Source organism: Nocardia sp. NPDC057353 (assembly GCF_042667085.1).
Lineage (GTDB): Bacteria > Actinomycetota > Actinomycetes > Mycobacteriales > Mycobacteriaceae > Nocardia.
The window spans coordinates 12,842-34,203 of record NZ_JBHVAK010000023.1 but is presented as its reverse complement, the minus strand read 5'-3'; the positions used below and the strand labels follow the sequence as shown (position 1 = coordinate 34,203).

Annotated in this window: 23 protein-coding genes and 1 pseudogene; 16 read left to right on the top strand and 8 right to left on the bottom strand. The window is 74.4% G+C overall.

The genetic code is table 11. The annotated features are described in order from the left end of the window. Positions 1-66 precede the first annotated feature (66 nt). Positions 67-1,659: an MFS transporter gene (locus ACFUUZ_RS14505; RefSeq protein WP_378696156.1), complete on the top strand. Its 1,593-nt coding sequence runs from the start codon at positions 67-69 to the stop codon at positions 1,657-1,659. On the opposite strand, the gene ACFUUZ_RS14500 is transcribed toward ACFUUZ_RS14505, so the two are convergent. Both ACFUUZ_RS14500 and ACFUUZ_RS14495 read right to left on the bottom strand, forming a co-directional pair. Beyond that, entirely contained in the window at positions 1,656-2,321 is a 666-nt protein-coding gene (locus ACFUUZ_RS14500; protein WP_378696154.1) for a YoaK family protein, read from the bottom strand. The genes ACFUUZ_RS14505 and ACFUUZ_RS14500 overlap by 4 nt on opposite strands. 110 nt (positions 2,322-2,431) lie before the next feature. Beyond that, a complete protein-coding gene (locus ACFUUZ_RS14495; protein ID WP_378696152.1) occupies positions 2,432-3,508 on the bottom strand; it encodes an NAD-dependent epimerase/dehydratase family protein in 1,077 nt (358 codons plus the stop codon). A gap of 125 nt (positions 3,509-3,633) precedes the next feature. Between ACFUUZ_RS14495 and ACFUUZ_RS14490 the strand changes: the two genes are divergently transcribed. The 5 genes from ACFUUZ_RS14490 to ACFUUZ_RS14470 all read left to right on the top strand — a co-directional run bounded on the left by ACFUUZ_RS14490 (position 3,634) and on the right by ACFUUZ_RS14470 (position 7,342). Beyond that, on the top strand, positions 3,634-3,819 hold the full coding sequence (locus ACFUUZ_RS14490; protein ID WP_378696150.1) for a DUF2795 domain-containing protein: 186 nt from the start codon (positions 3,634-3,636) through the stop codon (positions 3,817-3,819). Positions 3,820-3,898: 79 nt separating this feature from the next. After that, positions 3,899-4,657, top strand: coding sequence for a siderophore-interacting protein (locus ACFUUZ_RS14485; RefSeq protein ID WP_378696148.1), 759 nt, complete (start codon positions 3,899-3,901; stop codon positions 4,655-4,657). 28 nt (positions 4,658-4,685) lie between these two features. After that, positions 4,686-5,738, top strand: coding sequence for a Gfo/Idh/MocA family oxidoreductase (locus tag ACFUUZ_RS14480; protein WP_378696146.1), 1,053 nt, complete (start codon positions 4,686-4,688; stop codon positions 5,736-5,738). A gap of 164 nt (positions 5,739-5,902) precedes the next feature. Continuing rightward, positions 5,903-6,694 carry a M50 family metallopeptidase gene (locus ACFUUZ_RS14475; RefSeq protein ID WP_378696144.1) on the top strand — a complete coding sequence of 264 codons (792 nt, stop codon included), beginning with the start codon at positions 5,903-5,905 and terminating at the stop codon, positions 6,692-6,694. Positions 6,695-6,778: 84 nt separating this feature from the next. Further along, on the top strand, positions 6,779-7,342 hold the full coding sequence (locus tag ACFUUZ_RS14470) for a type 1 glutamine amidotransferase domain-containing protein (protein WP_378696142.1): 564 nt from the start codon (positions 6,779-6,781) through the stop codon (positions 7,340-7,342). Positions 7,343-7,434: 92 nt separating this feature from the next. On the opposite strand, the gene ACFUUZ_RS14465 is transcribed toward ACFUUZ_RS14470, so the two are convergent. Both ACFUUZ_RS14465 and ACFUUZ_RS14460 read right to left on the bottom strand, forming a co-directional pair. Continuing rightward, entirely contained in the window at positions 7,435-7,926 is a 492-nt protein-coding gene (locus ACFUUZ_RS14465; RefSeq protein ID WP_378696272.1) for a gluconokinase, read from the bottom strand. 17 nt (positions 7,927-7,943) lie between these two features. After that, complete coding sequence (locus ACFUUZ_RS14460) at positions 7,944-8,771, bottom strand: SDR family oxidoreductase (RefSeq protein WP_378696140.1); 828 nt, start codon at positions 8,769-8,771, stop codon at positions 7,944-7,946. A 68-nt stretch (positions 8,772-8,839) separates the two neighbouring features. Between ACFUUZ_RS14460 and ACFUUZ_RS14455 the strand changes: the two genes are divergently transcribed. The 5 genes from ACFUUZ_RS14455 (at position 8,840) to ACFUUZ_RS14435 (ending at position 12,706) form a co-directional block, all read left to right on the top strand. Then, positions 8,840-9,757 carry an LLM class F420-dependent oxidoreductase gene (locus ACFUUZ_RS14455; protein WP_378696138.1) on the top strand — a complete coding sequence of 306 codons (918 nt, stop codon included), beginning with the start codon at positions 8,840-8,842 and terminating at the stop codon, positions 9,755-9,757. A 104-nt stretch (positions 9,758-9,861) separates the two neighbouring features. After that, positions 9,862-10,101, top strand: a complete 240-nt coding sequence (locus tag ACFUUZ_RS14450; protein WP_378696136.1) for a CsbD family protein — start codon at positions 9,862-9,864, stop codon at positions 10,099-10,101. Between the two features lie 121 nt (positions 10,102-10,222). Then, on the top strand, positions 10,223-11,053 hold the full coding sequence (locus ACFUUZ_RS14445; RefSeq protein WP_378696134.1) for a SigB/SigF/SigG family RNA polymerase sigma factor: 831 nt from the start codon (positions 10,223-10,225) through the stop codon (positions 11,051-11,053). Then, positions 11,043-11,582, top strand: coding sequence for a CinA family protein (locus ACFUUZ_RS14440; RefSeq protein ID WP_378696132.1), 540 nt, complete (start codon positions 11,043-11,045; stop codon positions 11,580-11,582). Before ACFUUZ_RS14445 ends, ACFUUZ_RS14440 begins: the two co-directional genes overlap by 11 nt. Positions 11,583-11,599: 17 nt before the next feature. After that, positions 11,600-12,706, top strand: a complete 1,107-nt coding sequence (locus ACFUUZ_RS14435) for a PQQ-dependent sugar dehydrogenase (protein ID WP_378696130.1) — start codon at positions 11,600-11,602, stop codon at positions 12,704-12,706. A gap of 31 nt (positions 12,707-12,737) precedes the next feature. Here ACFUUZ_RS14435 and ACFUUZ_RS14430 read toward each other — a convergent pair. Further along, positions 12,738-13,082 (bottom strand): annotated as a pseudogene (locus ACFUUZ_RS14430) (transglycosylase family protein); the annotation flags it as partial. A 289-nt stretch (positions 13,083-13,371) separates the two neighbouring features. Continuing rightward, positions 13,372-14,937: a phytoene desaturase family protein gene (locus tag ACFUUZ_RS14425; RefSeq protein ID WP_378696128.1), complete on the bottom strand. Its 1,566-nt coding sequence runs from the start codon at positions 14,935-14,937 to the stop codon at positions 13,372-13,374. 175 nt (positions 14,938-15,112) lie between these two features. Between ACFUUZ_RS14425 and ACFUUZ_RS14420 the strand changes: the two genes are divergently transcribed. Further along, positions 15,113-15,337 carry a hypothetical protein gene (locus tag ACFUUZ_RS14420; protein WP_378696126.1) on the top strand — a complete coding sequence of 75 codons (225 nt, stop codon included), beginning with the start codon at positions 15,113-15,115 and terminating at the stop codon, positions 15,335-15,337. Between the two features lie 3 nt (positions 15,338-15,340). On the opposite strand, the gene ACFUUZ_RS14415 is transcribed toward ACFUUZ_RS14420, so the two are convergent. After that, positions 15,341-15,916 (bottom strand): hypothetical protein, encoded by a 576-nt coding sequence (locus ACFUUZ_RS14415; RefSeq protein WP_378696124.1) that lies wholly within the window; start codon positions 15,914-15,916, stop codon positions 15,341-15,343. Between the two features lie 100 nt (positions 15,917-16,016). After that, positions 16,017-16,907 carry a universal stress protein gene (locus ACFUUZ_RS14410; protein ID WP_378696122.1) on the bottom strand — a complete coding sequence of 297 codons (891 nt, stop codon included), beginning with the start codon at positions 16,905-16,907 and terminating at the stop codon, positions 16,017-16,019. A 129-nt stretch (positions 16,908-17,036) separates the two neighbouring features. Here ACFUUZ_RS14410 and ACFUUZ_RS14405 point away from each other — a divergent pair, with 129 nt between their 5' ends. The 4 genes from ACFUUZ_RS14405 (at position 17,037) to ACFUUZ_RS14390 (ending at position 21,357) form a co-directional block, all read left to right on the top strand. After that, the gene (locus tag ACFUUZ_RS14405; protein ID WP_378696120.1) at positions 17,037-18,443 is read left to right on the top strand and encodes an amidase; all 1,407 of its coding nucleotides are present in this window, start codon (positions 17,037-17,039) and stop codon (positions 18,441-18,443) included. 75 nt (positions 18,444-18,518) lie between these two features. After that, entirely contained in the window at positions 18,519-19,019 is a 501-nt protein-coding gene (locus tag ACFUUZ_RS14400; RefSeq protein ID WP_378696118.1) for a hemerythrin domain-containing protein, read from the top strand. After that, positions 19,019-20,149, top strand: a complete 1,131-nt coding sequence (locus tag ACFUUZ_RS14395) for a glutamate--cysteine ligase (RefSeq protein ID WP_378696116.1) — start codon at positions 19,019-19,021, stop codon at positions 20,147-20,149. Before ACFUUZ_RS14400 ends, ACFUUZ_RS14395 begins: the two co-directional genes overlap by 1 nt. Before the next feature lie 20 nt (positions 20,150-20,169). Next, the gene (locus ACFUUZ_RS14390; protein WP_378696114.1) at positions 20,170-21,357 is read left to right on the top strand and encodes a zinc-dependent alcohol dehydrogenase; all 1,188 of its coding nucleotides are present in this window, start codon (positions 20,170-20,172) and stop codon (positions 21,355-21,357) included. Positions 21,358-21,362: the final 5 nt, after the last annotated feature.

Here is a 21,362-nt window from a genome sequence, read left to right as displayed (position 1 = left end):
AGTGCGCGAGGCGGATCCGGCCCGATAGATTCGATAGCAGATCAAACGACCTCGAGGAGCGCGTCCGTGTCCACCGACACCCCCGTGTCACCGAGCCCGGGGGCCGGGGTCGGATTCCGCTCCGAGCGCGGCCCGATCCTGGCCGCCATGATGCTGGCCTCCGGCCTGATCGCGCTGGACTCCACCATCCTCGCCACCGCGGTGCCCGCGATCACCGAGAGCGTCGGCGGCTTCGACCGCTTCCCCTGGCTGTTCTCGGTGTACCTGCTGGCGCAGGCGGTGACGGTGCCGCTGTACGGCAAGCTCGCCGACGCGGTCGGGCGCAAGCCGGTGCTGCTCGGCGGGATCGCCGTCTTCGCGCTCGGCTCGCTGCTCTGCGGGCTCGCCACCGGGATGACCTGGCTCATCGTCTTCCGGGCGATCCAGGGCATCGGCGCGGGCGCCATCATGCCGATGACCATGACCATGGCGAGCGATCTGTACACGCTGCGCGAGCGGGCCACCGTGCAGGGCTACATGGCGAGCGTGTGGGCCGCCTCCTCGGTGCTCGGGCCGCTGCTCGGCGGGCTCTTCGCCGACTACCTGGACTGGCGCTGGATCTTCCTGGTGAACCTGCCGCTCTCCGCGGTCGCCGCGTGGATGCTGGTGCGGCACTTCCGCGAGCGCGGCACCCGCGAGCGCGGCCCGATCGACCTGCTCGGCGCGGTGCTGCTCACGCTCGGCGCGGGCGCGCTCATCCTCGGGCTGCTGGAGGGCGGCACCGGCTGGGCCTGGAGCTCGCCGGCCGGGATCGGCGTCTTCGCCTGCGGCGGGCTGGCGCTGCTGCTCTTCGTCCTGGTCGAGCGGCGGGCCCCGGATCCGATCCTGCCGCTCGGGCTCTTCGCGCAGCGCCCGGTGCTGGCGGCCGCGGCGGTCTCGCTGTTGGTCGGGGCGGTGCTGATGGGCGTGACCTCGTTCGTGCCGACCTTCGCGCAGGGCGTGCTCGGCGCGAGCGCGCTGGCCGCCGGGCTCACCGTCGGGGTGCTCACGCTCGGCTGGCCGGTCACCGCCTCCCAGGCGGGCAGGCTCTACCTGCGGATCGGCTTCCGCCGGACCGCGCTGCTCGGCAGCCTGCTCGGCACCGTCGGCGCGGCGACGACGCTGCTCGTCTCGGCGGCATCGCCGCTGTGGCAGGTGGCGCTCTCCTGCTTCCTGATCGGCGCCGGGCTCGGCCTGGTCTCCACCCCGACGCTGATCGCCGCGCAGTCGCACGCGGCGTGGGGCGAGCGCGGGGTGGTGACCTCGACCGTCATGTTCACCCGCTCGATCGGCAGCGCGGTGGGGGTCGCGGTCTTCGGCGCGCTGGTGAACTCCAGGGTCGGCACGGTCGACCCGCCGCACCCCGCCGACCTGGCGGCGGGCACGCACCTGGTGTTCGTCGCCGTGGCGGTCGCGGCGGCGGCGATGGTCGCGGCCTGCGCACTGGTGGCCGAGCCCGCCCCGGACGGCGAGCCTGCGCCGGACGGCAGGCTTGCGCCGGACGGCAGGCTTGCGCCGGACGGCGAGCCCGCGCCGAAAGGCGGGCTCGCGGCGGAAGGCAGGCTCGCGCCGGACGGCGGGCCCACACCGAAACCTGCGCCGGAAGCCGAGGCTGTGCCGGAGGTTCGGCGGAAGGGTTAGCGCAGGAGGCGGTGTCCGGCGGCGGCCACGGCGGCGGTGAGCGCGGCGGCCAGCGCCATCGGCACCGCCAGGTGCAGGCGGAGCAGGACGGCGCCGGTCATGGCGCCGAGGAAGATCGCGGCGATGGCCCCCAGCCGGCGGTTCCACACCGCCTCCGCGCCGCCGCGCACCAGCGATTCACCGGCCAGCGCGGTGAGCGTGGAGGTGACGACGACGGTGGTCATCTCGCGCACCGCCAGGACGCGGGCGACCATGGCCTGCTGGCCCATGACCGCGGCGGTCGCCGCCGCCACCGGCACCTGCACGGCCGGGGTGTCGTGCTCCCCCGCGAGCAGCAGCCCCGCGGTGAGCGCGGCCAGGATCAGCGCGCCGGTGCCGAGCAGCGCGGTGATCCTGGTGTTCCAGCGCTCCGGCGGTTCGCGCAGCACGAACCCCGCGGTGCAGGCACCGGCGGCGAAGGCGACCAGCGCCACCAGCGGGCCGAGCACCGGGAGCTCGTCCGCGCCCGCCGACCCCATGGCGAGGATGACGATATTGCCGGTCATGTTCCCGGTGAAGACGCGGTCGAGGCCGAGGTAGCCGACGGCGTCGACCACGCCGGTGACGAAGGTGAGGATCGCGGTGAGAGCGAGCGGCGCGTCCGGCAGGTGGGGGCGGGTCACGGTGTCCTCTCCGGGGGTCGCTCGGCGAGGAGGATCGTCGCACGGCGGCGGAGGACCGAACGGCGCGGGGCGGCCGCCGCGCGGGAGAACCTCGCGCCGATGCCGACCGCTCAGGGCGCCGCGGGCTCCCGGTCCACCGGGTCGTAGCCGCCGATCCCGGAGCGCACCTCGCGCCAGCGCCAGCGCCCGCCCGCGTCGGTGGCGAGTGCGGGGGTCGGCCCACCGGCACCGTCGCGCAACCCGTCGAGCAGCTCGCGCAGCGCCTCCTCGGCGGTGTAGCGCGGACGCCAGCGCAGCTCGGCGGCGGCCCGGCCGCTGTCCAGCACCGGCAGCCGCAGGAAGGCGGCGAAGAGCTCGGGGGCGGCGGGGGCGAGCCGCAGCCCCCACGCCGCCGCCAGCGCGCCGTGGAAGAGCCGGTCCGGGACGGTGACCGGGCGGGCGCCGAAGACCCGGGCGAGCCGCGTCCGGTCCAGCACCGGCTCGGCGGCCAGGTTGAACGGCCCGCCCACCTCGCGGACCAGCGCGGCGCCGACCGCCGCGGCCACGTCGGCGGCGTGCACCGCCTGCATGACCAGGCTCGCGGGCAGCGGCAGCACCGGAATCGCCCCGGTGTGCAGCAACCGGTTGGGGAAGAACGGCCCGAGGAAGAGCCTGCGCTGCTCGGCGGCGGCGGCCCGCTGGAAGACGAAGGCGGGCCGCAGCCGCACGATCCGGCAGCCGGGGTGCTCCCACTCGAAGGTGTCGAGCAACCGCTCCACGTACGCCTTCTCCCTGGTGTAGGCGGCGGTCGGCCTGCCGTCGGTGGGCCAGCTCTCGGCGACCGGGCGCAGGTCGGTGCGGGGCGAGTAGGCGCCCACCGACGAGGTGTACACCAGCGAGGGCACCGAGGCCGCGGCGACCGCGCGCAGCACCCGCTCGGTGCCGGTGACGTTCCCGCGCCAGGTGTCCAGCGGGGCGTGCATGGGCTGCATCATCCAGGCCAGGTGCACCACGGCGTCCGCGCCCGCGCAGATCGGCGCCAGGTCGTCGGTGCGGATGTCGGCGCGCACCCACTCCACGCCGGGGGCGGGATCGGCGGGGATGCGCCGGGCCACCGCCCTGATCTTCCCGACGGCGGGGTCCCCGATCAGCGCGGAGAGCACGGCGGTCCCCACATTGCCCGACGCGCCGAACACCACGGTTCGCATTCCGGCCTCCTTGTCGACGTCCGTTCCCCGGCGCCCTACCCGCCGCGCGCCTGCGCACACCGCGGGTTTGCCCCGGGGTGGCGGGTGGTAGAGCCACGGGGTCCCACCGCCGAGAGGAGTCCGCGATGACACAGGTCAACCCGACCCAGGTGCAGAAGTCCCTGTCCGGCGTCGACTACCCGGCCGACCGCAACGACCTGCTGGCCGCCGCCAGGACCAACGCCGCGGGCGACGACGTGCTGGACGCGCTCGGCGCCCTCCCCGAGCGCACCTTCGACGGCCCGGAGGCGGTCCAGCGCGAGCTGGCCTGACCAGGGCGGGCACCCCGGCACGGCGATCGGAGCGTAGCGTAGTAAGGCAACCCTTATTACCCATACCGGAGGTAGCCCCGTGGCCCGACCCCGCACCACCCTCACCGTGTTGCGCACCGAACAGCTCACCCCGCACCTGATCCGGGTGCACTTCGGCGGCCCCGGCTTCGCCGCCTTCCGCCCCAGCGAGCACAGCGACTCCTACGTGAAGCTGATCTTCCCGCAGGAGGACGGCATCGAGGTGCTGCGCACCTACACCGTGCGCAGCGTGGACGTCGAGGCGGGCACGCTCGCCGCCGACTTCGTCTACCACGGCGCCGAGGGCATCGCCGGGCCGTGGGCCGCCTCGGTCGCGCCGGGCACCACCGTCGACGTCTACGGCCCCGGCGGCGCCTACACCCCGCGCGCGGACGCCGACTGGCACCTGCTGGCCGGGGACGAGGCGGCGCTGCCCGCCATCGCGGCCGGGCTGGAGGCCATGCCCGCGGACGCCGTCGGGGTGGCCTTCGTCGAGGTGGCAGGGCCGGAGGACGAACTCAAGCTGGACAAGCCGGACGGCATCGAGCTGACCTGGCTGCACCGCGGCTCCCGGCCCGCGGGCGAGCTGCTCGCCGAGACCGTGCGGGCGGCCGAGTGGCGGGACGGGCAGGTGCAGGTGTTCGTGCACGGGGAGGCGCAGGCGGTCATGCACGACATCCGCCGGTACATCCGCCGCGAGCGCAACGTCCCCGCGGAGTGGGCCGCCTCGATCTCCGGCTACTGGCGGCGGGGTCGCACCGAGGAGGGATTCCGGGAGTGGAAGTCCGAGCTCAAGAACACCGAGGATGTCAAGGGCTGATCGCCCCGGCACCGGTAGCGTCGACCCCATGAGCGCTCTCGATGTCGCGATCATCGGCTACGGCCTCGCAGGCTCGGTCTTCCACGCCCCGCTGATCGCGGCCGACCCGCGGCTGCGCGTCGCCACTGTGGTCACCGGCTCGGCGGAGCGGGCCGCGCAGGCGAGCCGCGAGCACCCCGGCGTCCGCGTCCTCCCCGACCCGGACGCCCTCTTCGCCGATCCCGCGGGCACCGCGCTCGTCGTCGTCGCCTCGCCGAACCGCACCCACGCCCCGCTGGCGGCCCTGGCGCTCGACGCGGGTCTTCCGGTCGTCGTGGACAAGCCCTTCACGGTGACCGTCGCGGAGGCCGAAGACCTGGTGGCCCGTGCCGAGCGGGCCGCCCTGCTGCTCACCGTGTTCCAGAACCGCCGCTGGGACGGCGACTTCCGCACGGTGCGCCGCCTGGTCGAGGAGGGCGTGCTCGGCCGGGTGCACCGCTTCGAGAGCCGGTTCGAGCGCTGGCGCCCGACCCCGAAGGGCGGCTGGCGCGAGGTCGGCGGCCCGGCCGACGCCGCGGGCATCCTCTACGACCTGGGCCCGCACCTGGTCGACCAGGCCCTGGTGCTGAACGGCCCGGTCACGGGCGTCTACTGCGAACTGGACCGGCTGCGCCCCGGCATCAGCACCGACGACGACGCCTTCGTCGCGCTGCACCACGCCTCCGGCGCCCGCTCGCACCTCTGGGCAAGCGCGCTGGCCCCGCGCCTCGGCCCCCGCTTCCGGGTACTCGGCGACCGCGCCGGATACCAGGTCGACGGCCTCGACCCGCAGGAGGCCGCGCTCCGCGACGGCCGCCGCCCGGACGACGGAAAGCCATGGGGGACGGTCGATTCCGCGCACTGGGGCACCGTCGGCGCGGAGCCGGACGCCGAGCCGGTCCCCACCCTCCCCGGCGCCTACCCGGCCTTCTACACCGGCGTCGCCGCCGCGCTGCTGGACGGCGCGCCCGCCCCCGTCGACCCCCGCGACGCCATCACCGGCCTCCGCGTCCTCGAGGCCGCCCGCACCTCCGCCGAGACCGGCGCCGTCGTGCGGCTCTGACACCCCGGCCGCGCGCCGCCACCACCGGCCGGGTACCGCGGCGGCAGATCCGCTCGCGCGCCGCCGCTACCGCCACGGCGCCGCGGCGGTAGGTCCCGCACCCGGTGCGGAGTCGATCCCGCTGCGGGGCACCGCGATCGAACCGCGCCCGGTAGGGTGCGGCGGTGGACTCCGCCGAGTTGATCGACCGGGGCAGGTCGCTCGCCGACAACCTGACCTCGACCCAGCTGCCGCCGCCGTGGTGGCTGGTGCTCGCCACTGGCGCGGTGGCTTTCCTGCTCGTGGCCTACACGCCGGTCTGGCGGGTCACCCGCGCCGCGGTGACCATCGCGCACGAGGGCGGCCACGCCGGGGTCGCGCTGCTCTCCGGCCGCAGGCTGAGCGCGATCACGCTGCACTCGGACACCTCGGGGCTGACCGTCTCCAGCGGCAAGCCGTACGGCATCGGCATGATCCTCACCGCCTTCGCGGGCTACCCGGCGCCGCCGCTGGTCGGGCTCGGCTTCGCGGCGCTGCTCGGCGCCGACCGGATCACCCTGGTGCTCTGGACCACGATCGTGCTGCTGGCCGCGGTGCTGATCAAGATCCGCAACCTGTACGGCGCGCTCACCGTGTTCGTGGTCGGCGGGACGGTCTTCGCGGTCTCCTGGTTCGGCAGCGACCTGCTGCAGGCCGGGTTCGCGTACCTCACCACCTGGTTCCTGCTGGTCGCCGGGATCAGGCCGGTGGTCGAGCTGCAGCGCACCCGCAGCCGCAGCGGGGCCAGGGATTCCGATGCCGACCAGCTGGCACGGCTCACCAGGCTGCCCGCGGTGTTCTGGGTGCTGGTCTTCGCCGCGCTCGCCATGTTCGCGCTGCTCATCGGCGGCCGCATGCTGCTCGCCGACGCCACCGGGGTGTGCGTGCCGTACCTCTCCGACGCGCGCTGCGCGGCCCCCGAGGTGAGCGCTCCCTAGCCGGTCCGGGGGTTTGCGCCCGCCCGCTCGCGGCACGCCTACAGCGGAAGGCACGAATCCGGCGAACGGAAGGAGCACCCCACCATGACCGAGAACCTCGACGGCGTGCGGGTCCTGATCATCACCTCGCAGACCGGGGTGGAGCACGACGAACTCCTCGACCCCAAGCAGTGGCTGCTCGGCAAGAACGCCACCGTCGTGCACGCCGCCCCGGAGCGCGGCGACGTGCAGACCTTCCGGCACGACACCGAGAAGGACGAGGTCGCCACCGCCGACACCGCGCTGGGCGAGGTCTCCCCCGCCGACTTCGACATCCTGGTGATCCCCGGCGGCACGGTGAACGCGGACAAGCTGCGCACCGAGCCCAAGGCGGTGGAGCTGGCCACCGAGTTCGCCAAGGCGGGCAAGCCGATCGCCGCCATCTGCCACGGCCCGTGGCTGCTGGTCGAGGCCGGGCTGGTGCGCGGCAAGACGCTCACCTCCTACCCCTCGCTGCGCACCGACATCGGCAATGCGGGCGGCGCCTGGGTGGACGAGGCGGTGGTGCGCTCGACCGACGACGGCTGGACCCTCATCACCTCCCGCAACCCCGGCGACCTGCCCGATTTCGAGACCGCCATCGGCTCCCAGCTGGTCGCGGCGGGCTGACCTCCGCCCGGCAGGCCCGCGCGCTCGCGGCGCGGGCCCTGCACCTGCGCCCGCCCGGCAAAGGAGCGCGGGGTCGGCAGCGGGCCGCGAACTCAAACCGGCCGGTGCTCCCCCGGGGCAGGCCGTATGAGCAGATCCGCGATGTGCGCAGCGAGTTCATCCGGTGCCCCCGCCGCCGGGACGGTCCAGCCGCGTTCGTCGGGGCGCAGCGGCTCCAGCGCCGCCAGCTGGCTCGCCAGCAGGCTCGCGGGCATGAAGTGCCCGCGCCGGGCGGCGAGCCTGCGTTCCAGCTCCGCGCGCGGGACGTCCAGGTGCGCGAAGCACACCCCTGGCACCAGTGCCCGCAATCGATCCCGGTAGCGCCGTGCCAGCGCCGAACAGCTGAGCACCCCGCCGACCGCGGCCAGCCGGGCCCCGGCGATGTCGAGCCAGGGCCACCGGTCGGCGTCGGTGAGCGGCGTCCCGGCCCGCATCGTGGCGACATTCGCGGCGGGGTGCAGCTCGTCGCCCTCGGTGAACGGTACCCCGAGCCGGGCCGCGAGCAGCTCGCCGACGGTGGTCTTGCCGCTGCCGGAGACCCCCATGAGCACCAGCGGCGAGGTCAGGGCGTGCGCCACTGCTCGTCGGTGAGCCGCTCGCTCGCCTGCGGGCCCATGAGCAGCATGCCGCCGTCCACCACGTAGGAGGCGCCGGTGACGTACCCGGCCGCCGGGGTGGTGAGGAAGGCGACCACCGCCGCGACCTCGTCGGCGTGCCCCGGCCTGCCCAGCGGGTAGCCGGGGCGCGGGTGCTCGCGCGGATCGGCGTCGTCCTGCCCGGTCATCGGCGTAGAGATCTCGCCCGGCGCCACCGAGTTCACCGTGATGCCGTGCTCGGCCAGCTCCAGCGCCAGCACCTTGGTGAGCGCGCCGAGCCCGGCCTTGGCCGCGCAGTACGGCGCCGCGCCGACCCGGGGCGCGTGCTCGTGCACGCTGGTGATGTTGACGATCCGGCCGCCGCGCCCGCCCGCGATCATCCTGGCCGCGGCGCGCTGCGCGCAGAGGAAGGCGCCGTCCAGGTCGACGCTCAGCACCGAGCGCCAGGTCGCGAAGTCGAGCTCGACGGCCTTCGTGGCTGAGCCGGTGCCGGAGCAGTTCACCAGCACGTCGAGCCCGCCGAGTTCGTCGGCGAGCTCGTCCACGACCGCCGCGGCGGCGGGCAGGTCGGTGAGGTCGAGCCTGCGGACGACGGCGGTGACGCCGAGTTCGCGCGCGGCCGCGGCGGTCTGCTCGGCACCCGCCTGGTCCTCGTGGTACGTGACGCCGACGTCGACCCCGCCGCCCGCCAACGCCAGGGCGACCGCCCGGCCGATCCCGGAGTCCGATCCGGTCACCACGGCGCGCTGCGGCGCCCCGGTGCGTTCCTGTGCGAGCGGTGCGATGGTTGCCATGCGCGGCGGCTACCCGACCCGGCGGCGGCCACACCCCGACCCCGGCGACCTGCGGCAGGATGGTCCGCATGGAACTCCGTATCTTCACCGAACCGCAGCAGGGCGCGGACTTTGACACCCTGCTGACCGTCGCGCGCACCGCCGAGGATCTGGGGTACGACGCGTTCTTCCGCTCCGACCACTACCTGGCCATGGGCGACGCCGACGGCCTGCCCGGCCCCACCGACGCCTGGATCACGCTGGCCGGGCTGGCCCGCGACACCAGCCGCATCCGGCTCGGCACCCTGGTCACCGCCGCCACCTTCCGGCTGCCGGGCCCGCTCGCCATCCAGGTGGCGCAGGTGGACCGGATGTCCGGCGGGCGGGTCGAGTTCGGGCTCGGCTCGGGCTGGTACGCCGACGAGCACACCGCCTACGGCATCCCCTTCCCGGACCGGCGGCTGGCCCGGCTGGAGGAGCAGCTGGCGATCGTCACCGGGCTCTGGTCGACCGCGCCGGGCGACACCTTCGACTACGCGGGCGAGTTCTACACCCTGACGAACTCCCCCGCGCTGCCCAAGCCGCTGCAGGACCCGATCCCGGTGCTGGTCGGCGGCGCGGGCCCGAGCCGGACCCCGCGGCTCGCCGCCCGCTACGCGAGCGAGTTCAACATGCCGTTCGCCTCGATCGAGGACTCCGCCGCCCAGTTCGACCGGGTGCGCACCGCGGTGGCCGAGCACGGCCGCCGGGACGACCTGGTCTACTCCAACGCGCTGGTCGCCTGCGTCGGCGGCGACGACGCGGAGGTCGCCAAGCGGGCCGCCGCGATCGGCCGCGAGGTCGACGAGCTGAAGCGAAACGGCCTCGCGGGCTCGCCCGCCGAGGTCGTCGACAAGCTCGGCCGCTACGCCGAGATCGGCACCACCCGGGTCTACCTGCAGATTCTCGATCTGAGCGACCTCGACCACCTGGCGCTGGTGGCGGAGCAGGTGATGCCGCACCTGTGATCCCGGTCGCGAATGCCGAAGATTTGCCGGGATCGGCCGATTCGGATCCTGACTCCCGGGTAAGCCAACCGATGTCAGAACGATCGCGACTTTCGGAGGACATCGTGGCCGAGAACACCAGTGGACCCCGCGAGGGCATCAAGGGCGTTGTCGAGGACGTGAAGGGCAAGGTCAAGGAGGCCGCCGGGATCGTCACCGGGAACGATCGCCTGGAGGGCGAGGGTAGGGCCCAGCAGGACAAGGCGGAGTCCCAGCGCGAGGTCGCGCAGAAGGAAGCCGAGGCCGAGAAGGCTCGCGCCGAGGCGTCCGTGGACGAGGCGCGGCAGCGCGGGTACCAGACCTAGGAATGTCGGCGACCCGGGAGGGGCGCGGGTGGGCTGTCCGTTCGGGCAGCCCACCTTTCCGTCGGTTCGGACAGGGACCGGCCCACCACATCCACCACCGAGTTCGAACGAGGATTTCCCGATGACGCGCGAGACCGCCGCGGCCCGCTCCGGCAGGGCCGCGGGTTCGACCGACAGCTACGAGAACATCGAACCCTGGTTCGAGAAGCTGGCCGCGCTCGCGCCGGGCGACCCGAACCGGGAAGCCGTGCGCCGCGAGATCATCGCCCGCTGTCTCCCGCTGGCCGAGCACATCGCGCGCAAGTTCTCCGGGCGCGGCGAGTCCTTCGACGACCTGCTGCAGATCGCCCGGCTCGGCCTCGTGCTCGCGGTCGACCGCTTCGACGTCGAGCGCGGCTCGTCCTTCCTGTCCTTCGCGGTGCCCACCGTGATGGGTGAGGTCCGCAGGCACTTCCGGGACCACACCTGGTCGCTGCGGGTTCCGCGCAGGCTCAAGGAGATCCAGCTGCGGATCGGCCCGACCGTCGAGGCGCTCTCGCACTCGCTGGGCCGGATGCCGACCGCCCGCGAGATCGCGGCCGACCTGGAGCTCGACCTCGCCGAGGTGACCCAGGCGATGGTGGCGAGCAACGCCTACCAGACCAACTCGATCGACGCCGCGAACAACGACGACGGCGAGAACACCCCGCTCGCGCTGCGCGACACCCTCGGCAGCGTGGAGCCCTCCTACCAGCTGCTCGAGGACGCCATCGCGGTGCGTCCGCTGCTGGCGGCGCTGCCGGAGCGCGAGCGCGAGGTGCTCGTCATGCGATTCTTCGAGAACCGGACGCAGACCCAGATCGCCGAGCACCTGGGGGTGTCGCAGATGCAGGTCTCGCGCATCCTCACCAAGACCCTCGCCGCGCTGCGCGCGCAGGCGCTCGGCGACGAGGCGGCCGACCGTGTCGCCTGAGCCCGCGGGCGAGCAGCCGGAGGTCCCGGAGTCCGAGCGCACCGCGGCGCTGGCCGAGCTGGTCGCCGAGGAGGCCGCCCGCACCGGGCGCACCGTCGCGGCGGCCGAGTCGCTCACCGCGGGCCGGATCGCCGCCGCGCTCGGCGCCGCGCCCGACTCCGGCACCTGGTTCCGCGGCGGCGTCGTCGCCTACGCCGCCGAGGTCAAGCACACCGTGCTCGGCGTCCCGGACGTGCCGGTGGTCACCGCCACCGCGGCCGGGACCATGGCGACCGGCGTGCGCGGGCTGCTCGACGCCGATGTCGGGGTCGCGGTGACCGGGGTGGGCGGGCCCGGCGCGCAGGACGGCGAGCCCGCCGGGTCGGTGTGGTTCGGGGTCGCCGTCGGCGGCGAGGCCGCGACCTGCCACCACATCTTCGACGGCGACCCGGTCGAGGTGCTGGAGCAGACCGTCACCCGCGCGCTGGAGCTGCTGCGGGAGGCGGTGGCGACCGGGCACGCGGAGCTCGACACCTCGATGTCCGAATAGTCTGGATACTGGACGGTATGCGACTCGCCAGAACGCTGACCACGCTCTCCGCCGCCGTCCTGCTGGCCGCATGCGGCGCCGCCGACACCGAGGAATCCCCGGCGCCGCCGAGCAATGCCCCCGCGACCGAGCCCGGCGCAACGCCGACCCCGGAAGCCGCCGGTGCGGTCGACCTCGGCGCACCCACCGAGGTCGCGGCCGGGCTCGACGTACCGTGGGGCCTCGCCTTCCGGCCGGACGGCACCGCCTTCGTCGCCGAGCGGGACACCGGCCGCATCCTGCGCATCGCCCCCGGCGGCGGCCCCGCCGAACCCGTCTACCAGGTACCCGGCGTCGTCGCGCGCGGCGAGGGCGGGCTACTCGGCCTCGCCGTCTCGCCCACCGACCCGGACCGGCTCTACGCCTACTTCACCGCCGAGTCCGACAACCGCATCGTGCGCTTCCGGCTCGGCGAACAGCCCGAGGTCGTCTTCGCCGGGTTGGCCAAGGCCGGGAACCACAACGGCGGGCGGATCGCCTTCGGCCCGGACGGCATGCTCTACGTCGGCACCGGCGACGCCGGGGACCCGCGCCGCTCCCCCGACCGCGCCGACCCGAGCGGCAAGATCCTGCGGCTCACCCCGGACGGGCAGCCCGCTCCGGGCAACCCGGAGCCGAATTCGCCGGTCCACAGCAGCGGGCACCGCAATGTGCAGGGGCTGGCCTGGGATTCCCGCGGCAGGCTCTTCGCGGCCGAGTTCGGCCAGAACCGGCTGGACGAGGTCAACCTGATCGAGCCGGGCCGGGACTACGGCTGGCCCGCGGTGGAGGGCACCGGCGGGGCCGACCGCGGCTACGCCGACCCGCTGGTCACCTGGGGCACCGACGAGGCGTCGCCCTCGGGCATCGCCGTCGCGGGCGACACGCTCTACGTCGCCGCGCTGCGCGGCGAGCGGCTGTGGACGGTGCCGATCGAGCCGGCCGGGCTCGGGACGCCGCGCTCCGCGTTGGACGGCAGCCACGGCAGGCTGCGCACGGTGGCGGTGGCACCGGACGGCGCGCTCTGGGTGACCACCTCGAACACCGACGGCCGCGGCGACCTCAGGGACGGCGACGACCGGATCCTGCGCTTTCCCGCGCGCTGATCCGGCCGCCGCCGGGCGTCCCGATGGATCAGAGGTACTGGCCGCAGACCGGCCACGCGCCCGGGCCCTGGGTGGCGAGCACGTTCTCGGCCACCCGGATCTGCTCCGCGCGGCTGGCGTTGTGCGGCATGCCGCTGCCGCCGTTGGCGGACCAGGTGCTCGGCGAGAACTGCAGCCCGCCGTAGTAGCCGTTGCCGGTGTTCGTCGACCAGTTGCCGCCGCTCTCGCACTGGGCCACCTGATCCCAGTTGTTGCCCGCGGCCGATGCCGTCGCGGTCATCCCGAACGGCACCGCCGCGAGTGCGCCGGTGACCGCCGCGACGCCGAGCGCGCGGCCGATGGTCCGGGTCTGCTTGGTCTTCCGCTGCTGGGACATGCGTTTCCTTCCCTGCGCCCGCCGGTCCGCGATGCGAACCCCCGCCCCCGGGACGATCTCGGGGTCCGCCGGACCGCGGGGCGGGGTCGAAGGCTTACGCCGGTCCGGACTCGGGCTGCGCGCCGAGCGCAACCGGGAGCGACGATAACGAAGCAATCTCGGCAGATCACGCACCGGTAACTGCTTCACATATCGAATTGTTTCCCGTAATTAGGGGATCATTCCCAGGTGGAAAGCATCTTCCGGTGTCGACCAAAACCGGAATATCCCGGTGAAACAGTGATGATTGTCACCGCTGCGCGGTGCTCGCCAGCACGGCCATGGCGGCGTTGTGCCCGCCGATGCCGCTCACCCCGCCGCCGCGCACCGCGCCCGCCCCGCAGCAGAGCACTCCATCGTGGCCGGTCGCGACGCCCCAGCGGGTGGCCGGGTCGGAGTCCGATCCGTCCTCCCGGAAGGGAAAGGCCAGGTCGCCGTGGAAGATGTGGCCGCCGGGGAGCCCGACCTCGCGCTCCAGGTCGAGCGGCGTCTTGGCCTCGAGGCACGGCCTGCCCGCGGCGTCGCGCGCCAGGCAGCCCGCGATCGGCTCGGCCAGCACCGCGTCGAGCCGGGCCAGCGCCGCCGTCACCGCGCGCTCCCGCGCGGCATCGGGGTCGGCGTCGAACAAGCGCGCCGGGGTGTGCAGCCCGAAAAGCGTGAGGGTGTGCATTCCGCGTTCGGCGGAATTCCGATCGAGAATCGTCGGATCGGTCACGGTATGGCAATAGATCTCCGACGGCAGCGCGGACGGCAGTGACCCCGCCTCGGCTTCCCGATATGCGTCGGCTAGTTGCGAATACGTCTCGGCGATGTGGAAGGTGCCCGAGAACGCCTCCCGCGGCGTCACTTCCGGATCGCGCAGCCGGGGCAGCCGCTCCAGCACCATATTGATCTTGAGCTGCGCCCCCTCCGGCTTCGGACCTGGCGCGCGGCCGAGCAGCCGATCCAGTTCGTAGGGCGCGGCATTCACCACGACGTGCCCGGCGGCCAGCTCGCCCGGGTCGCCGGTCGCGCCGTCGGTGTAGGCCACCGCGCCGGTGTCGATCCGGGTCACCGCGCAGTCGGTGACGAGCTCCGCGCCCGCCCGCACCGCGGCCGCGGCCAGCTCGCCGGTGAGCGCCCCCATGCCGCCGATCGGGACGTCCCAGTCGCCGGTGCCGCCGCCGATCACGTGGTAGAGGAAGCACCGGTTCTGCCGCAGCGATGGGTCGTGCGCGTGCGTGAAGGTGCCGATGAGCGCGTCGGTGAAGACCACGCCGCGCACCACGTCGTCGGCGAAGGTGCGCTCGATCAGCGCGCCGAGCGGCTCGGTGCAGACCGCCGTCCAGAGCTCGTCGTCGCCGATCCGCGCCCGTAGTTCGGCGCGGGTGGGCAGCGGCTCGGTGAGCGTCGGGAAGACGGCCCGCGCCAGCGCGCCGGTGCGGGCGCCGAACTCGCCCCAGGCACGGTACTCGCGGTCGCCGCCGGTGATCCGCCGGAAGCTCGCCGCGGTGCGCGCCGGGTCGCCGGTGTCGACCAGCAGCCCGGTGGCGCCGACCGGCGTGTACGAGGAGATCCGGCGGCGCGCGGTGCGGAAGTCGAGCCCGAGGTCGGCGACGATCCGCGCGGGCAGCAGGCTGACCAGGTACGAGTAGCGGGAGAGCCGGGCACCGACGCCGGGGAAGGTCTGCGCCGAGACGGCGGCGCCGCCGGTGTGCGCGGAGCGCTCCAGCACCGCCACCCGGCGGCCCGCCCGCGCCAGGTAGGCCGCCGCGACCAGGCCGTTGTGCCCGCCGCCGACGACAACCACGTCGTACTCCCCGCGTTCCGGCCGCATGCCCTCTCGTTACCATTCCGCGTGCCGCGCCGCGAACGACACGCCGGGTCCCGGCACAACGGCCGGGCCGCCGCGCTGTGAGTGTCCCCCGACTCGGCTCTGACCGGCAGCTTTCCGGCGGCCCCGCTCCTACCGTGAGGTGGACCACACTTCCCACGTCCCCGAGAGCGGGCCCATGAACGACACCGATCGCCCCACGGTGGTCTACTCGCGCGAGAGCGAGATCCTCGACTACTTCGGCAAGTGCGAGGCGTGCGGCTACCCCGCCCGCGCCGCGGCGACCACCGAGATGCTGGCGGGCGGCGGGGTGCAGACCTCCGTGGTCGCCGCCTGCGCGCTGCCCTGCGGCTGGACCGCGCGGGTCCCGCTCACCACCATGACCGGGCGGGTGCGGCAGTGACGCTCAGCCGCCGTTGACCAGGCACGCGTAGCCGAGGTGCAGGCCGGTGCCGACCCTGACGTCGCCGACGACGGTCGGCTCCGGGTCCGGCGCCTGGCGGGCCGCCAGTCGGTGCGGGCCGGGCACCGCGGGCACCCAGGTGAAGAGCGCGTTGCCGCTGTCCGGCACCTGCACGCCGATCGGGATGCCGTTGGCCAGCAGCGTGACCGGCTCCAGGGCGTTGTCCACCAGCACCTGCACGGTGTAGGTGCAGCCGGTGCCGTAGGTGGTGGACGAGCCGAAGTTGATATTGCCGAGCGGGCGCATCTGGGTGGCGGTGGCGGCGGCCTCCGGCGCGGCCGCGCCCAGCGCCACGGCGAGTGCCAGCGCCGCGGCCGCCGAGAGCGTGGCACCGCGGGTGCGGGTGCCGCCGGCGGCCGACGGGTCTGCCGCGCCCGGTGCGCGGCCGCGCAGGCTCGCGCGGTCACCGGGGGCGGGCGGCGCCCCCGGGCCCGCACGGCGGATCGCCCGGCCGGAGCGGGGTCCCGCACCGCCGCGCGGGAGCGGAAGTTCCAGGGCACGGGGCACGGCGCGGTCCATGGCGGTCCCTTCGACGGCGGAGGGCGAGCGGACCTCGATCCTCGCCCGCCCGCCGGGCCCCGCGGGCCGGAACGGCGGAGACGCTGCCCCGCAAGGGGGTTCAGTCCGCAGCGCGCACCACCGCGATCGGAATGTCCACCGAGTGCAGCAGCCCGTTGCTGGTGGAGCCGAGCAGCATGCCGGTGAAGCCGCCGCGGCCGCGGCTGCCGACCACGACGAGCTGGGCGTTCGCCGACTCGTCGAGCAGCGAGCGCACCGGCCGGTCGGCCACGACGACGCGGCGCACCGGCACGTCCGGGTACCGCTCGGCGTAGCCGGCGAGGCTCTCGGCGAGCGTCGCCTCCTCGCTCGCCCGCACCCCCGCCCAGTCGTCGATCGGCAGGTCGAGCCCGCTGGTGTCGCGCCAGGCGTGCAGCGCGGTGAGCCCGACGCCGCGGAAGGACGCCTCGGCGAAGGCGAGCTCCAGCGCGCCGACGCTGTTGGCGGTGCCGTCCACCCCGACCAGCACGGGTTTGCTCGCGGCCACCGGGTCGGTCGCGGCGGGAGTCCGGACCACGACGACGGGGCAGTGCGCGTGCCCGGTGACGGCGGTGCTCACCGAGCCGAGCAGCCCGCGCCGGAAGGCCCCGAGCCCGCGGCTGCCGAGCACCAGCCGGTGCGCGCTGTGCGACCGGTCGAGCAGGGTGGGGACGATGAACTCGAAGGTCAACTCGGCGGTGACGGTGATCGGCCCGCCCGCCGCGCCCTCGGCGATCCGCGCGGCCTCGCGCAGCGCCCGTTCGCCCTCGTCCCGCAGCCAATCGCGCTCGCCAGGCGGCAGCGTCGGCTGCTCGCCGTACCCGAACGGGACGGCCATCGAGCAGAGCAGGTGCAGCGGGCGGCCGTGCAGCCGCGCGTCCACCGCGGCCCAGGCGGCGGCGTGGTACGCGGTCTCCGAGCCGTCCACCGCGGCGACGATCGGTGCGTTCGGTGCTGGGGTCGGTTCCGGCACGATACTTCCTCTCCGTCGGGGAACTCCGCCTCCATCATTCCCCGCCGCCGGTCCGGGGGACGTCGATGTCGCCGTGGTGTTGCGCACCGTAGCGTTCAGCTCGATCAACAGTCGGAAGGGAGCCGAACGATGACGGATTCCACGGCTGCTCCGCTGCCGTACGCCGGGGTGGCCGAGACCGCCGCCGAGGTGCGCGCGGGCAAGTCCACCGCCGCCGAGGTGGTGGACCAGGCGCTGGCCAGGATCGCGCGGGCCGAGCCGCGGCTGCGCGCCTTCGCCCTGCTCCGCGCCGAGCGGGCGCGGGCGGAGGCCGCCGAGCTGGACGCGCGGCAGGCCGCGGGCGCGCCGCTGGGGCCGCTGCACGGCGTCCCGGTCGCCGTGAAGGACGAGCTCGACGTGGCCGGGGCGCCGACCGGGTACGGCGGCGCGGCCGGTGGCGGACCCGCCGCGGCCGACGCCGAGGTGGTGCGCAGGCTGCGCGCGGCGGGCGCGGTGATCGTCGGCAAGACCACCATGCCGGAGTTCGGCATCTGGCCCTACACCGAGAGCGCGACGCACGGCCGCACGCACAACCCGTGGTCGGCCCGGCACACGCCGGGCGGGTCGAGCGGCGGCTCCGCGGCGGCGGTCGCGGCCGGGTGCCTGCCCGCGGCCACCGGCGCGGACAGCGGCGGCTCGATCCGGATCCCGGCCGCCTGCTGCGGGGTGTTCGGGTTGAAGCCGCAGCGCGGCCGGGTGAGCACCGCCCCCGCCGCCGGGCTGTGGGGCACGCTCGGCACGATCGGCGTGCTCACCCGCACGGTCGCGGACAGCGCGCTGCTCTACGACGTGCTCGCGGGCACCGTCGCCGCCGACCGCTGGCACGCCCCCGACCCGGCCGCCCCGTACTCCGACCTGGAGCCGGGGCCGCGGCTGCGGATCGGGCTGCTGCTGCGCACCGCCGTCCCCGGCATCACCGCGCACCCGACCTGCGTGGCCGCGGTCCGGGACACGGCCGCGGCGCTGGCCGAGCTCGGGCACGAGATCGTCGAGGACCGGTGCCGGCTCCCCGACCCCACCGACACCTTCCTGCCGCAGGTGCTGGACGGCGTCCGGGTGGAGGCCGACCGGATGCCGCACCCGGAGCTGCTGGAGCGGCGCACCCGCGCGGTAGCCCGGCTGGGCCGGGTCGCGGTGCGGCCGCCGGTGCTGCGCTGGGCCGAGCGCCGCGGCGAGCGGCTGAGCGCCCGCGTCGGTGTCCTCTTCGACCGCTACGACCTGCTGCTCACCCCCACCCTGGCAGGCCCGCCGCCGCCGATCGGCAGGCTGGACGGCGCGGGCATGCTGCGCTCCGCCCTGCGCGCGGTGCCGATGGTCGCCTACACCGCGCTCTGGAACGTCTGCGGCAACCCGGCCGCCGCCGTCCCCGCCGGGTTCGCCGACGGGCTGCCGCGCAGCGCGCATCTGGTCGCGCCGCCGAACGGCGAGCACGCGCTGCTGCGGGTCGCCGCCGAGCTGGAGCGGGTCCGGCCGTGGGCGGCGGTGCCGCCGATCTGATCGCGGGCGCCGGTTTCGCGGTGCGCCGCCCGGGCATCTCGCCTGCACCCGGACAGCCCACCGAGGAGGAACCCCATGTCCAGCGACGCCATCGTGCTGCTGCGCGAGGACCACAAGCAGATTCGCAAGCTCTTCCGCGAGTTCGAGAAGGCGGGCGACGACGCCTACGCCACCAAGGGCCGCGTGATCGACAAGGTCATCGAGGCGCTGACCGTGCACACCTACCTCGAGAACGAGTGCATGTATCCGGAGGTGCGCAAGCTGGTGCCGGAGCTGGAGGATGACATCCTGGAGTCCTACGAGGAGCACCACGTCGCCGACATCCTGGTCTTCGAGCTGTCGCTGCTGAAGCCGGAGGACGAGCGCTTCACCGCCAAGGCGTCGGTGCTCATCGAGAACGTCGACCACCACATCGACGAGGAGGAGCAGGAGTGGTTCCCCAAGGTGCGGGAGGCGCTCGGCCGCAAGCAGCTGCAGGAGATCGGCGCGCGAATGCAGGAGCTGCGGGCGAAGGCGCCGCGCAAACCGTCGCAGCCGTCGGCGCTGAAGAAGGCCGTTCACGCGGTCACGGCCTGATGGACGAGCTCACCATGGGCGTCGAGGAGGAGTTCCTGCTCGTCGACCCGGAGACCGGCGCCCCCGCCGCGGCCAACCGCGCGGTGGCCGACACCGCCGCGGCGGCGGGCGTCGAGCTCCAGCTCGAGCTCACCCGCTGCCAGGTCGAGACCGCCTCCGAGGTGCACACCGACGCCGCCGCGCTCGACCGCCAGCTGCACGAGCTGCGCCGCGCGGTGGCGCACTGCGCCGAGCAGAACCGGGCCACGCTGCTCGCGGTGGCCGCGCCGCCGACCGTGCCGCACGAGTTCCCGGTCACCGACACCCCGCGCTACCGCGCCATCGGCGATGCCTTCGGCATGATCGCGCACGAGCAGGGGCTCTCCGGCTGCCACGTGCACGTCGGCGTGCCGGACCGGGAGGAAGCGGTGCGGATCGGCAACCACCTGCGCCCCTGGCTGCCCGCGCTGCTCGCGCTCAGCGCCAACTCCGCGATCTACCGCGGCTCGGACACCGGCTACGCCAGCTGGCGCAGCATCCTCTGGCGGCGCTGGCCGAGCGCGGGGCCGCCGCCGTTCTTCCGCTCGGTGCGCGAGTACGACGCGGTCGTCGACACCATGCTCGCCTGCGGCAGCATCCTGGACCGCAAGATGGTCTACTGGGACGTCCGCCCGTCGCTCTCCTTCCCGACCATCGAGGTCAGGGTCGGCGACGTCCCCGCCACCGCGCGGGAGAGCACCCTGCTCGCGCTGCTGGTCCGCGGCCTGGTCCTGAACGCGCGGAAAGCGCTGGTGCGCAACGAGGAAGCCCCCGACATCCCGCACGAGATCCTGCGCGCCGCCTACTGGACCGCGGCCCGCTCCGGGCTGGACGGCGACGTGCTGGAGCCGGTCTCCGGCCGGGTGCTGCCGATCCGCGCGCTCCTCGACGAGCTGGTCCGGCGGATCACCCCCGAACTGGACGAGCTCGGCGACCGCGCCTTCGTCACCGACACCATCGCCGAGGTGCACGCCCGCGGCAACGGCGCGCGCAGGCAGCGCCGCGCCTACGCCGCGAACCACGACCCGGCCGACGTGATCGCCGAGCTGAGCCGGGCGACGCTGGCCGGTTGCGAGTTTTCATCCGGCGCGCCCCGGGTAGCCGCCCGCTGACGACGAGGAGGACGGAACGCATGAAAGCGGTCACCTGGCAGGGCAAGCGCAAGGTCTCGGTCGACACCGTGCCGGACCCGAGGATCGAGGCACCCACCGACGCGGTCATCCGGGTCACCTCGACCGCCATCTGCGGCTCGGACCTGCACCTCTACGAGGTGCTCGGGCCGTTCATGACGCCCGGCGACATCCTCGGCCACGAGCCGATGGGGATCGTCGAGGAGGTCGGCAGCGAGGTCTCCTCGGTGCGCGTCGGCGACCGGGTGGTGATCCCGTTCCAGATCAGCTGCGGCCACTGCTTCATGTGCGACCAGGGACTCTCCACCCAGTGCGAGACCACCCAGGTGCGCGAGCAGGGCTCCGGCGCCGCGCTCTTCGGCTATTCGCGGCTCTACGGGCAGGTGCCCGGCGGGCAGGCGCAGTACCTGCGGGTCCCGTACGCCGACCACACCCACGTCCAGGTCCCCGTCGGCCCGCCCGACGACCGCTTCCTGTACCTGTCCGACGTGCTGCCCACCGCCTGGCAGGCCGTGCAGTACGCAGGCATCCCCGACGGCGGGTCGGTGACCGTGCTCGGGCTCGGGCCGATCGGCGACATGGCCTGCCGCATCGCCGCGCACCTCGGGTACCGGGTGATCGGCGTCGACCGGGTGCCGGAGCGGTTGGCCCGCGTCGCCGCGCGCGGCATCGAGACCATCGACTTCAGCGATGTGGGCGATTCCCTCGGCGAGGTGATCCGCGACCGCACCCAGGGCCGCGGCACCGACACCGTGATCGACGCCGTCGGCATGGAGGCGCACGGCTCCCCCGTCGCCTCCTTCGCGCAGAAGACCACCGGTTTCCTGCCCGACTCGGTCGCGGAGAAGCTCATGAACACCGCAGGCGTCGACCGGCTCGCCGCGCTGGAGTCGGCGATCGACATCGTGCGCCGCGGCGGCACCATCTCGATCGTCGGCGTCTACGGCGGCATGGCCGACCCGCTCCCGCTGCGCGTGCTCTTCGACAAGCAGATCCAGCTGCGCATGGGTCAGGCGAACGTCAAGCGGTGGGCGCCGGAGATCCTCCCCCTGCTCACCGACGACGACCCGCTCGGCGTTGATTCCTTCGCCACGCACCGCCTTCCGCTGATCGGGGCGCCGCAGGCGTACGAGAAGTTCCAGCAGAAGAAGGACGGTGTGGTCAAGGTCGTGCTCGATCCGGCGGCCTGATTGCC